Here is a 12,877-nt window from a genome sequence, read left to right as displayed (position 1 = left end):
TCAAGTCGCTCCTTTTTCACCAAACCTTCACCGGACAGTGCTTCGTTGCAAGGCGTGCCCGGTAAGAGACATAGCATCCGCATTTCAAACAGGTATCGTCCTGGTAAAACGAACAGACTGCACATTGACGAAGACGTTCCTGATATTCAGCGTCCGTGACTTGTGCCATGACTTCCGCGTCGATGGTCAATAACCAATCAGTGTCTACTTCTATTGGAGGACAAGTACGACACCGTCTTGTCTCGACGACTTTCATCTCAGCGAACCGCCAGTGTGATGACGCTCATCGCTGGAACATCCATGATGAGCTTCCCGTCTTCCGTCACCTTGACCTCATGCTCACGTGGCGCAACCACGTCTGGTTGTTCAAACGTATTATGAGCATTGAGATGATCTGCTGTTAAAATGCGCGCTGATACGTCCGAAATCGTCCCCATTCCCCGCAGATCAATTTCGACCTTATCGCTGTTTTGATGGTCAAGCTGGCAGAGGCTAATGTGCAATACACCATCAGCATCGCGAGAAGCTGTCGCATTTACAGAGGGAATCGATTCTTCTTTGGCTACATAGTCACGCGTGATAGCTGCTAGCTCGACACGTTCAGCATCTTGATGGACGCGATACATCTCAAAGACATGGTATGTTGGCGTGAGAATGAACTGGTCCCCCTCCGTTAAGATCATCGCTTGAAGCACATTGACCATTTGCGCGATATTCGCCATGTGAACACGATCATTATGCTTATGGAAGATATTGAAGTGAATTGCTGCGACGAGCGCATCTCGAATAGAGTTTTGTTGATACAAGAAGCCCGGATTCGTTCCTGGTTCAACGTCGAACCACGTTCCCCATTCATCGATGATGAGACCGACCCGCTTCTCTGGATCATATTGATCCATGATTTGTCCATGCTTTGTGATCAGTTCATCCATATAATAGGCACGTTTCAAAGTTATGAACCACTCATCTTCCGTAAAATCTAGCGCTGAACCCTTCCCTAACCAAAAATCGCCTGGAATCGTATAATAGTGAAGACTGAGGCCATCCATCATCGTACCCGCTTCACGCATAAGAATTTCGGTCCATTTATAGTCATCAATGTTTGCACCACCAGCAATCTTATAAAGTTGATTGCCGTCATAGTTGCGTACATAGGTCTGATAGCGTCGATATAGATCAGCGTAATATTCCGGACGCATATTTCCACCGCAGCCCCAGTTCTCGTTACCAACACCAAAATACGTAAGCGACCACGGTTCTGTACGACCATTCTCCTGACGCCAATTCGCCATCGGTGACTCGCCATTGAACGTCATGTACTCCACCCATTCAGACATCTCTTGGACGGTTCCGCTCCCCACGTTTCCACAAATATAAGGCTCACACTCTAGTAGTTCACACAGACGCATAAATTCATGGGTTCCGAAATGATTGTTTTCGACGACGCCACCCCAATGTGTATTGACCATCCGTTTTCGGTTTTCATTCGGTCCAATACCATCTTTCCAGTGGTATTCGTCTGCAAAGCACCCACCCGGCCAGCGTAAGACCGGAATGTTCAATTTCTTCAAAGCTGTTAGTACATCGTTCCGAATGCCATCTGTATTCGGTATGGTCGACTCCGGACCGACCCAAAGACCTTCATAAATACAACGTCCGAGGTGTTCCGCGAAGTGTCCATAGATATGTTTACTGATTTTACCTTTTGGTAAATCCACGTTGACGATCAATTGTGTTGCCGCTTCTTTTGTATTTAACGTTGATGTGACGAGTTGGTTATTCATAGTATCTCCTCCAAGAAAAGGGACCTAGTAAGGTCCCAATAAATTATGGTCGATAGTACAGTTCATTCCAACGTAACTCATTATTAAATCGAACTGTCTCCGTTTCTTTATCGATGACTGCAATTTCAATGTTCAAAAGTTCTGCGAAGTCGCGCAATTGTTCAGTTGTTACTTCATACGAGTAACAAGTATGGTGCGCTCCCCCGGCTTGGATCCAGTTTTCGACAGCTTGAGCCATCGATGGTTCTGTTTTCCATAGAACACGTGCCACCGGAAGATTCGGCATTGCTTCATCAGGTTGGATGCCCTCGACTGTGTTTACCAAGAGACGGAAGCGATGTCCTAAATCAATCAGACTAGCGTTCAATGCCTTGCCATTCTGTCCTTCGAATACCATCCGCGCTGGCGCTTCACGATCTCCGATTCCGAGAGGATGAACCTCGATTCTAGGCTTATCGACCGCAATGGTCGGACAGATCTCGAGCATATGCGCTCCCAGTACCATTTCGTTGCCTGGTTCAAAATGATAAGTATAGTCTTCCATGAAAGATGTCCGTTCGTTGCTCGCCATGATTTTCATAAGTCGAACAAGCGCTGCGGTTTTCCAGTCTCCTTCTCCCGCAAATCCGTATCCTTGCTCCATCAATCGTTGGACGGCTAGCCCTGGTAGTTGCTTGATGCCATGTAGGTCTTCAAAGGTTGTCGTAAATGCTGTGTATCCACCTGCTTCCAGGAAAGCTTTCATACCGAGTTCGATGCGCCCTTGATAGCGGACCGATTCCTGGAATGCTTCTTCTTCCATTCCAGTATTCGTCATTTCATACCGCGTGCGATATTCTTCCATCAAGTCATCTAAATCTGACTCCGCGACCGCATTCATATAGGTGACGAGGTCACCGACACCATACCCATTGACCGTCCAGCCCAGTTGGATTTGTGCTTCGACCTTATCTCCTTCTGTCACCGCTACATTCCGCATGTTGTCACCGAAACGCGCGACCTTTAAGTTCTTACTTTCCGCTAATGCGTGCGCCACATTCATCCAAGATGACATCTTTTGACGTGTGAGTTCATCTTCCCAATGACCGACTAGCACTTTTCGCTTCACGTTCATCCGGCTTGTGATAAAACCATGTTCACGATCACCGTGCGCTGACTGATTGAGGTTCATGAAATCCATATCGATCGCATCCCACGGGATGTCACGATTGAACTGTGTTCCAAAATGAAGCAAAGGTTTTTGTAACACACGCATCCCACTGATCCACATTTTCGATGGTGAGAAGGTATGCATCCATGTGATCACACCGGCACAGGTATCATCAGCATTCGCCCGCAACATCATCTGCCGAATTTCTTCTGCATTTTTGACGACTCCCTTGTAAACAATTCGATTTCGGAAGACATCCGCTGCATCTAATCCTGAGACCATCTCTTTCGAATGCGTTTCGACTTGACGAAGTACCTCCTCACCGTAGAGCATCTGACTTCCTGTCACGAACCAAAATTCGTGTGTGTTTGCTGTCAACATTTAAAATCCCCCTCATCTAGCTATGTGCACCTATCATTTCTGACCGTAGTAGGCGTTTTCTCCATGTTTGCGCAAGTAGTGTTTATCTAAGATGCTTTGTTTGATGGGTGCTAATCCTGGATTCAGATTCAAGGCATGAATACCCATCTTGGCTACTTCCTCAAGTACGACTGCATTGTGTACGGCTTCATCCGCATCCTTGCCCCAACAAAAAGGTGCATGATTTGCGACCAGTACACCGGGTACGGCAACAGGTTCCAAGTGTAGTTCGTTCAACGTCTCAATGATGACGTTTCCGGTTTCCAACTCGTACGCCGTCTCGATCTCTTCATCAGATAATTCACGTGTACACGGAATTTCTCCGTAAAAGTAGTCGGCATGTGTCGTCCCAAATGCAGGAATCGCTCGCTTTGCTTGCGCCCAGCTCGTCGCCCAAGGGGAATGCGTATGGACAATGCCTCCTATCTCAGGCAGAGCCCGATACAAAGCCAAATGTGTTGGCGTATCAGAAGATGGACGAAGATCGCCTTCGACGACGTTGCCTTCTAAATCGACTACGACCAAATCTTCTATCGTCAAAGCATCATATGGAACACCGCTCGGTTTGATGACGACCAAACCTGCATTTCGATCAATCCCACTGACATTCCCCCACGTGAAGGTGACCAAGTCATGCTTCGGCAATGCTAGGTTCGCTTCAAGCACTTCTTCTTTTAATTGACGACTCACCATACAGGTTCCCCCTTCTGACGCGACGCTTCCGCCTTAATTTTCTTTAATCGCTTCATCACATCATTTTCTCCGCGACCGAAATAATCGTATAGTTTCGTATACTCAGCAAACAGCGCCTCATACACTTCAACGTTTTCTGGAATCGGAAGATATGTCTTTTCTTTTACGCGTCCCATCTTCGTCGCTGCTTCGGTGATGGTGGCATAACCACCTCGTTCTGCTCCTGCGGCTACAGCACCGAACATGGCAGATCCTAAAGCTGGAGTTTGAGAAGAGGCTGAAATCTTGATTTCCATGTTTAGGACGTCGGCATAAATCTGCATCATCAAGGCATTTTTCTCCGCAATTCCTCCTGCAGCGTATACTTCGTGGACGGGAACACCACTTGTTCGGAACGCTTCTACAATCGTTCGCGTGCCATAAGCAGTCGATTCGATCAATGCGCGGTAAATATCTTCTGGCTTCGTCAGTAATGTTGCACCTAAAAGTACGCCCGTCAGATTCGTATCTACCAGTGTAGAACGATTTCCGTTCCACCAATCAAGAGCGATCAATCCATGTTCACCGACGCGTTGCATCGTTGCCTTATCAGTCAATAATTGGTGCGTACTAACACCTTGAATGTTTGCTTCTTGCAAATAGTCACTTGGTACACAGTTTTCGATGAACCATTCGAAATGATCTCCGACACAGGACTGACCAGCTTCATATCCCATTAACCCCGGTAGGACTCCGTCTTCGACGATACCGCACATACCGGGTACGACCTGTTCCTCTTCACCAAGCAGGATATGACAAGTAGACGTTCCCATTACCATCAACAACTTACCAGGTTCCGTGATCCCGACCGCAGGTACTGCAACATGAGCATCTACATTCCCTACGGCAACGGCAGTTCCCGGAAGGAGACCGATTCGTTCTGCAAAGGATATTGTTAATTCTCCTGCTTTGGCACCAATGGGTGCGATGTCGTTTGAAAGCTTCTCTTCGACTACGTTCTCAAGTCGTGGATCTAACGCTTTGAAAAACTCTCTAGAAGGATAGCCTTCCTGTTTGTGCCAGATCGCTTTATAGCCAGCCGTGCAACTATTGCGTACCACTTTTCCAGTTAGCTGAGAAACGACCCAATCCGTCGCTTCTAAAATTTCGTGAGCAGCCTCGTAAATGGAGGGTGCTTCGTTTAGAATTTGCCAGACCTTCGGAATCATCCATTCGGATGAGATTTTTCCGCCGTAGCGTTTTAAGAAAGGTTCTTCTCGTTCACTCGCAATACGGTTCAAAGCGTCTGCCTCATCTTGAGCTGCATGATGCTTCCACAACTTCACATAGCTATGCGGATTATCTTGATACTCTTCACGGAAGCACAACGGATTTAAATCGACATCGATCGGTAGAATCGTACAAGCTGTAAAGTCGATACCAAGCCCAATGACTTGTTCCTTCGTAATACCTGCCTCTTTGACAACTGCGGGGATCGTCAATTCTAGGACCTCTAAATAATCACGCGGATGTTGGAGTGCCCAGTCATGTTCAAGCCGTGTTTTTCCATCAGGCAAAAATTGATCCATTACTCCATGTGTATATGGTTTGACTGCAGTCGCCACTTCATGACCTGTTTCGACATCAATCAAGACGGCTCTACCTGATTGCGTGCCATAATCAATTCCGATTGTATATTTCGACATTTCATCACCCTACTCCCAAAAAGAATGCGCTTACATTTCAGAAGAAAAAATAAAGTGTGTGGGCACTCCCTCATTTTCATCCGGACAAATAATCAAAATTTGTGCAGAAAACTTAAACAAACAATAAATTTGTACGTATAACTTACACTATGATTGTATCAATTATTTAGGAATAAGCAATCATTTTTCAGAAAATACGCAATTATTTACGTTTTTTTCTATTTATTAAACTTTTAATCTCCTTCAATATAGTTATTTGTCCGTACAAATAATTGATTTAACTTTTTTTTGTCCAAATTGCTGTTCCGTCCTCACTAAGACCTGTCATGATGATCGTGGATTTCCAATTTTCCCAATCCCACGCTGCACCGACCTGTAACTCATACCTTTCTTGCCTAATGCGTAGACTAAGGATGTTCCCCTTTAATTGCCACGAACCTTCCTCATCAAAAAGGGTGCCGTCTTTTTGCAACTTCAGCTTTCTTGATTGTTGCTGACCATCATCAAATCGCGGAAAAATAATGGTTTCCCATTCTCCAACGATCTGGTCTTTTTGAACACTGATATTCTTTTCACCTGCGTATCGTTCAGGCGAAACCACTGGCCACCCATCTTTTGTCCAATACACTTTTCGGACCTGCAATTGCGACCAATAGATATCTTCGCTTGGTCGAGCTTGATGGGTAATAAAAGTATCTTTTCCATCCTGTAAAAATGCAGAATGACCGGTCCCCACGTAACCGTCGTCTCCTCCAAAACGGTAGGAGCCAACAATTTTTAAGCCAGTATCAAATGATTCATCTGAAGTATCCCGTAAATCACGCCCACGAGAATCAACATAGGGTCCATCGATCGATTTTGATCGCCCGATTCTTACGTTATACGAATCTTCTAACCAACCATATGAAACCATCAAGTAGTAATAACCTGTTTTTGCGTTGTAAAGAATTTCTGGACCTTCTATTCCCATCGTCATATCTTTTCGCTTAGCAAGTAACTTACCTTCTGACGACTTCTTCATCAATTTCCCCGTATTCGGATTGATTTCCGTTAAGAAGATACCACCAAAATAGGATCCATACGTCATCCACCATTTTCCTGTTTGGTCTTTTAGCACGTGAGGATCAATCGCATTAACCGTTTTTCCATCCCCTTCTTTTGAAGCGATGACGACTCCCTGATCGTGCCATGGTCCCTCAATATTAGAAGCGCTCGCCATACCAATGTATGAAGTACGACTCCCAACTTTTGAGACAGAATAGTAGAGGTAGAATGTATCTTTGATTTTCGTAATGGAGGGCGCCCAAAATGTATTTCCTCCCGTCCATTTGAACGCTTCTTGAGAGACTTCATCAAATACACGACCTGTGAATTGCCAATTAATGAGATCTTTTGATTTCCGAACCTGGATGCCCGGTGTCGGTGGACCTCCTACCATATAATCTGTCGAGAACACATAGTAGGTATCACCTTCCTTTATGATTGCCCCATCATGCGTAAAGTTTGTCGTCCACTTCTTTTCTTGATTCAAAATATTTGGTCTGACATCAGCCGCTTTCTTATCAAAAGGCGCTTTCGGTAAATTCAAATCCTGGAGAGATGCCCTCGTGGACCACCAAAAGAAAGAGCAGCCTGCGATGAACAACACGATGAATCCTATTAATATTTTTTTCATACGAATTTTTCCTCCTTTAATTAAAAACACCCGCCTTTACTCAAGACGGGCGTTTCCATTTTCGTTATACCTCACCCTTTAACACCAGAAATAGCAATCGATTCGATGATTTGCTTTTGAAAAATCATGAAGACGATCAACATCGGTAATAATGCGACAACAGATGCCGCCATAATTAATGGATAATCACTTTGGATGGCATAGGATGCATTAAAATTAGCGATGACCAATTGTAGGGTTTGTTTTTCCGGAGAGTTGAGATAAAGAATCGGACCGAGATAATCATTCCAAATCGCCATGAACCATAGAATCAATTGTGCGGCTACGGCGGGCTTAATCAACGGGAAGACGATTTTATAAAAAATTTGAAAATAGGAGCACCCGTCAATTTTTGCTGCTTCGATGATAGAATTCGGAATACTGTTCAAGAACTGACGTAAGAAGAAAATCATGAAAATATTTCCGAACAAACCAGGTACAATCAACGGAAGAAGTGTATCCACCCATCCGATTTCTGAGAACATCATAAACTGTGGAATCATCAGGACAGGATACGGAATCATGACAGACGCGAACAAGAGAAGGAAGATTTTATTTTTGCCCCTAAAATTCAACTTAGCGAACGCGAATGCCGCGAGACTCGAGGTGAATGTTCCAACGATCGTGACAGATAGGGCGACGATCAGACTGTTTGATATGCCAGACAAGAGCGGACCCATATTCCAAATCTCCAAATACTTATTGAACGATATGTCGCTAGGAATCCAGACCGGTGGAAGTGAAAACACTTCATCTTTCGATTTCAAAGAGGTGGACACCATCCACAATAAGGGAGCGATCATGACGATGGCACCCATTGTCAGAAAGATAAAGACAAAGATATCCGTGATCCGGTCTTTTTTCTTTACGGACATCGTCTCTACATTTTCTTTTTTTCGTGTAAGGGCTAACTGCATGGTTATTCTCCTTTCTAAGATATTAGTTTCTTAATCCAAATCGAATGATGATTTTTCGTTCATACGGAATTGGAACAAGGTAACGATGAAAATGAAAAGACCGAGAACGAGTGCCATTGCCGAAGCATAGCCTAGCTGGAAGTTTCCAAAGGATTTTTGCCAAATGTAGAAGACGGCAGAAGCAGATGAATACTCCGGTCCCCCTGTCGGTGTCATAACGTTGATTTCCGTAAAGATTTGCGCACCACCAATAATATTTGTCACGATGATGAAGAAGGTGACCGGTTTAACCATAGGGAGTGTAATATACCAAAAACAGTGCCAGGCATTCGCACCATCTAATTTCGCTGCTTCATAATAGGAACGCGGGACACTCTGCAAGGCCGCTAAATACAAGAGCATCGTATAGCCAAGACCTTTCCAAATTGCCATGACGATCAACGCCGGCTTGACGGTATTAGCATTTTGGAGCCAGTTTGGACCATCAATACCGATTAAGTCTAAGAACTGATTTACCAAACCATAATCACCGTTATATGCCCACTGCCACAAAATCGAGACAGCGGCGATGGAAGAAATGACGGGAATGTAATAGATAACGCGGAACGTATTTGTACCAAAAATTCCTCGATTCAACGCGAGGGCAAGTAATAACGCTAATACGATACCAATGGGAATCCCAATCATCATGAACAGCGTGTTGTACATGGCTTTATAGAAATACTCGTCTTGGAACACATTAATGAAATTTTCGAGACCAATAAACTTCATTTGTCCAAGTCCATTCCAGTTCGTGAACGCACCATAGAAGGAATACATTAACGGAATTAAAGCAAACAGAAAGAACCCAATTACCGGAGCCGCAACGAATAGGTAAGCATATCGTTGCTCCGTACGATATAACTTGGAAATCGGTTTTGTCTTCATTGTCTTCCATCCTTTCTACACTAGAGTTCCAGGTGGCGACTTACGCCACCCGACTCATTATCTCTAGTTAGTTCGCCTGTTTCTCTTGAGCGATGGCATCATCTAGCAACTTTTGCATTTTTGGTTGCTCTTTTTTCACATAGTCTTCCACTGATGTTTTTCCATCGAGGACAGGCTGGATGTTTTTGAAGAACTCATCATACCATTCAGCAGTATATGTTTTTTCTGCTGGCATACCGCGTCCATAATCATTGATTAAATCAAGGAATTCTTGCTTGTTAGCAGGTTTAATAGATGTATCTTCCACCCAATCTTTTGCGATTTTCATACTATTTGGTAGCTGGACTTGTGCATCTACCAATGCTTGTTGTCCTTCTTGATTGGCAGATAAGTACATGGCTAGTTCTGTCGCTTCTTTTTGATGTTGCGTTGTTGACCCTACACCAATTCCGAGTGATCCAACCCAACCAGCTGCTTTACCTGTTGATCCTGCTGGCCATGGAAGAAGGTCATATTCGAACTTTAATTGATCTTTGAAAGCCGCCATATCCCAAGGACCGACAGGGAAGAACGCCAGTTGTCCTTTCATCCACCGTTGATACGTATCGAGTGTTTGTGACTCTCCAATAGATGGAGTTACTTTATGTTTTAACTGCTGGTCCACAAAAAATTGGAGGGCTTCGATGAATTTTGGATCGTCAATCGTTACCTTCGTTCCCTCTTCATTGATCCAATCTGCCCCGTTACTCCAGACGAATGGTTGCAATGCCCAGTTCACATTAAATCCAGTACCATACTGATCTATTTTCCCATCACCGTTCGTATCCTTCGTTAACTTCTTAGCTACCTGAATAAACTCATCCCACGTGTATGGTTTGTCTTTATCCGGAAGTGGTACCTTTGCTTTTTCGAACATCGTCTTATTATAACCGAGCGCAAATGGTCCTAAATCTTTTGGAAGACCGTAAATAGCGCCTTTGCCAAGCACCTTTCCATCATACCGGTACTTATCAACACCTTTTTTCCAGATATCCTCTAACTCGATGTTCTTCGATCCTTCGACGTTCTTTGTAATATCTAGTAATACACCCGAGTTCACGTAAGCTTTGACTTGAGCCGGATTATAGAAGAAGACATCTGGTACTTTACGTCCTGCAATAGCAGATTTTAATTTTGTATCATATTGATCTGGAGCTGTTTGTACCATTGTCACTTTAACGTCTTTATTGGCTTCTTCAAATCGTTTTACTGTTGCTTTGTACGCTTTTAGTTCTTCAGGATTCCCACGAAACATGAATGTGAGTTCGACTTTTCCATCCGCACTTTTACCATCTCCTGAACAACCAGCTAATGCTATTGATGTTGTCATCAAGGCGGTCATGGTTAGCGCAAACATCTTCTTTGTTTTAAGGTTCATTGTGAATTCCTCCATTGCTTTAATTTTCAGGGTCAAAGCGGAATTAAGATGTACGTACATATTTATTTAAGCAAATACGATATTTTTATAGCGAAGCCCACACAACGCTATAACAAAAGACAGTTAAAACAAGTTAAATGAACAATGAAAGCGTTTTCTGCACAATTTGAGTCTATTACACACATTTGGGCATGTCAATTTGATTTTTTGTCATTTATTTCTTTTTTGTACGTACATTTAAATGATTTATCAATTGATTTTCTCTTAAATCCATAGCAAACCAGACAAATCTTTGCTAATATGTAAGTACTATCATATCTTGTACGGATAAGTTTGCTGATACAAGAGAGAAAGCAGGGACGCCTCATGGCACAACGGACAAAATATAGCATCGTGAAGGATCATATACTTGATTGGATTAAGGATGGCATAGTACGTCCTGGTGAAAAAATTCCTCCTGAAAGTGAACTTGTACAATCTTTCCAAGTTAGTCGGCACACGATTCGCCAAGCAGTTGGAGAGCTTGTGAATGAAGGCTATTTGTACCGCGAACAAGGTTCAGGAACTTACTGCTCCCACGTACTTCCTAAACCAGAAGCTGAGGTAATCGAGCGCTCTAATAACGGCAAGAATATCGGTGTGATTACAACCTATATGTCTGATTACATCTTTCCATCCATCATTCGAGGAATCGAATCTCATTTAGCTTCGAAAGGATATACTTTGACACTTTCGTGTACAGACAATGATGTAGAGAAAGAGCGTCAATGCCTCGAAATGATGTTAGATCGTCAAGTTGACGGATTAATTGTTGAACCAACCAAAAGTAGTAATCATAATCCGAACATCAAATATTATCTAGAACTTGAGCAACAAAACATCCCCTACTTGATGATTAACCAGTATTACTCCCAATTGATGCCTCCTCATCTCATGATGGATGACGAAAGAGGTGGATTTTTAGCAGCAGAACATCTCATCAATCTTGGTCATGAACGTATCATGGGCTTGTTTAAAACGGATGATTTACAGGGAGTTTATCGCATGCGTGGATTTCTTCGTGCGTTTCGTGAGTACAACATCCCTTTAGAACCAGAATTGATCATCACCTATACAACGGAAGAGTTAGTTTCAAGTTTCTATGATTCGATTGGACTCTTCTTCGAGAGTGAAGAGCATCGGCCAAGTGCTGCGGTTTGCTACAATGATCAATTGGCGCTAAACGTGTTGGATCAGTTACGGAAGCTACGTCTATCTGTTCCGCAAGATATCTCTCTTGTAGGTTATGATGATTCCGTCCTTGCAGTAGCAACGGAAGTGAAGTTGACTTCGATCATCCATCCCAAGCAAGAACTCGGACGCGCGGCAGCAGAACGGATCATCGCAGCGGTGGAGAAAAAAGAAGCCCCTCCCTCTCACATTTATGAACCGGAATTAATTATTCGTAACTCAACAGCACCATTTAATCGTCTCGAATCTAAATCTGGTTAATTTTTTGAGGAGAATTTCGGAGGAGGTACTTATGAACTTAAAGCATGAACAAAACAAGCTATTTCAACTTCTTGAATTCACTACTGGACTTGTGCAGTTGAATTTCATTTTTTTCATCACCCTTTTACCAGTCATCACGATTTTCCCAGCTCTGTATGCCTTAACCGCCGTCACGAGACAGTGGTCAGTACATCGAGATTACAGTGTTTTTCGATCCTACATTCATTTTTTCAAAGAAGCGTTGCAGTACCATTTAAAGTTCGGCATTTTGTGGACCTTTACCTTACTGTTCTTACTTATTGATTTTTTTATCATTCGTCACCTAGAAACGGGACAGACTTTCTTATTTACAGGTCTCTCAATTGTCAGCTTGTTCTTTTTAGCTATTTCCGTTTTTTTATTTCCAATCCTCTCGCATTATGAGCTGAAAAAAAAGGATGCTCTCAAGTTAGCTCTTTTTAGCTCAATACGTTATGGATATGTTTTATTGTTTTCGTTTCTTTTACTCACGACATTGTGTATATTGGCTTATCAATCACCACTCTATTTATTGTTCGGTTTCTCGTTTGTTATATTCCTTACTACCAAGTTGTATTTACATCAGCTGGATCGCACGATGCTTAAATCATAACCTTCGTCGGATCAGAGCTCTCACACTTACAACATGTCCGTTTTCTCG

The 12,877-nt window shown here is 43.3% G+C and carries 11 protein-coding genes; 2 read left to right on the top strand and 9 right to left on the bottom strand.

Annotation, left to right across the window (positions count from 1 at the left end; all coding sequences use genetic code 11):
- Nucleotides 1-16 precede the first annotated feature (16 nt).
- From KNQ06_RS17175 to KNQ06_RS15705, 9 genes are all read right to left on the bottom strand, one after another.
- A complete protein-coding gene (locus KNQ06_RS17175; RefSeq protein ID WP_483298096.1) occupies nucleotides 17-169 on the bottom strand; it encodes a DUF6171 family protein in 153 nt (50 codons plus the stop codon).
- A gap of 88 nt (nucleotides 170-257) precedes the next feature.
- On the bottom strand, nucleotides 258-1,784 hold the full coding sequence (locus KNQ06_RS15740) for an alpha-N-arabinofuranosidase (RefSeq protein ID WP_215148806.1): 1,527 nt from the start codon (nucleotides 1,782-1,784) through the stop codon (nucleotides 258-260).
- A gap of 43 nt (nucleotides 1,785-1,827) precedes the next feature.
- Nucleotides 1,828-3,315: an L-arabinose isomerase gene (gene araA / locus KNQ06_RS15735; RefSeq protein ID WP_215148804.1), complete on the bottom strand. Its 1,488-nt coding sequence runs from the start codon at nucleotides 3,313-3,315 to the stop codon at nucleotides 1,828-1,830.
- A 33-nt stretch (nucleotides 3,316-3,348) separates the two neighbouring features.
- A complete protein-coding gene (gene araD / locus KNQ06_RS15730) occupies nucleotides 3,349-4,047 on the bottom strand; it encodes an L-ribulose-5-phosphate 4-epimerase (RefSeq protein ID WP_058265990.1) in 699 nt (232 codons plus the stop codon).
- Nucleotides 4,041-5,732: a ribulokinase gene (araB, locus tag KNQ06_RS15725; RefSeq protein ID WP_215148802.1), complete on the bottom strand. Its 1,692-nt coding sequence runs from the start codon at nucleotides 5,730-5,732 to the stop codon at nucleotides 4,041-4,043. The genes araD and araB overlap by 7 nt, the downstream gene beginning before the upstream one ends.
- Nucleotides 5,733-6,009: 277 nt before the next feature.
- The gene (locus KNQ06_RS15720) at nucleotides 6,010-7,407 is read right to left on the bottom strand and encodes an arabinan endo-1,5-alpha-L-arabinosidase (RefSeq protein WP_215148800.1); all 1,398 of its coding nucleotides are present in this window, start codon (nucleotides 7,405-7,407) and stop codon (nucleotides 6,010-6,012) included.
- A gap of 71 nt (nucleotides 7,408-7,478) precedes the next feature.
- Nucleotides 7,479-8,321, bottom strand: a complete 843-nt coding sequence (locus tag KNQ06_RS15715) for a carbohydrate ABC transporter permease (RefSeq protein WP_214859112.1) — start codon at nucleotides 8,319-8,321, stop codon at nucleotides 7,479-7,481.
- Between the two features lie 72 nt (nucleotides 8,322-8,393).
- The gene (locus KNQ06_RS15710) at nucleotides 8,394-9,290 is read right to left on the bottom strand and encodes a carbohydrate ABC transporter permease (protein ID WP_214804756.1); all 897 of its coding nucleotides are present in this window, start codon (nucleotides 9,288-9,290) and stop codon (nucleotides 8,394-8,396) included.
- 67 nt (nucleotides 9,291-9,357) lie between these two features.
- Complete coding sequence (locus KNQ06_RS15705) at nucleotides 9,358-10,707, bottom strand: ABC transporter substrate-binding protein (RefSeq protein ID WP_215148798.1); 1,350 nt, start codon at nucleotides 10,705-10,707, stop codon at nucleotides 9,358-9,360.
- A 366-nt stretch (nucleotides 10,708-11,073) separates the two neighbouring features.
- On the opposite strand from KNQ06_RS15705, the gene KNQ06_RS15700 reads away from it, so the two are divergent.
- Both KNQ06_RS15700 and KNQ06_RS15695 read left to right on the top strand, forming a co-directional pair.
- Nucleotides 11,074-12,198, top strand: coding sequence for a GntR family transcriptional regulator (locus KNQ06_RS15700; protein WP_215148796.1), 1,125 nt, complete (start codon nucleotides 11,074-11,076; stop codon nucleotides 12,196-12,198).
- 31 nt (nucleotides 12,199-12,229) lie between these two features.
- Nucleotides 12,230-12,829, top strand: coding sequence for a DUF624 domain-containing protein (locus KNQ06_RS15695; protein ID WP_215148794.1), 600 nt, complete (start codon nucleotides 12,230-12,232; stop codon nucleotides 12,827-12,829).
- Nucleotides 12,830-12,877: the final 48 nt, after the last annotated feature.

It is taken from the genome of Exiguobacterium sp. s91, assembly GCF_018618915.1.
Lineage (GTDB): Bacteria > Bacillota > Bacilli > Exiguobacteriales > Exiguobacteriaceae > Exiguobacterium_A > Exiguobacterium_A abrahamii.
The sequence above is the reverse complement of the archived record's forward strand: the minus strand, read 5'-3'. Positions and strand labels throughout refer to the sequence as shown.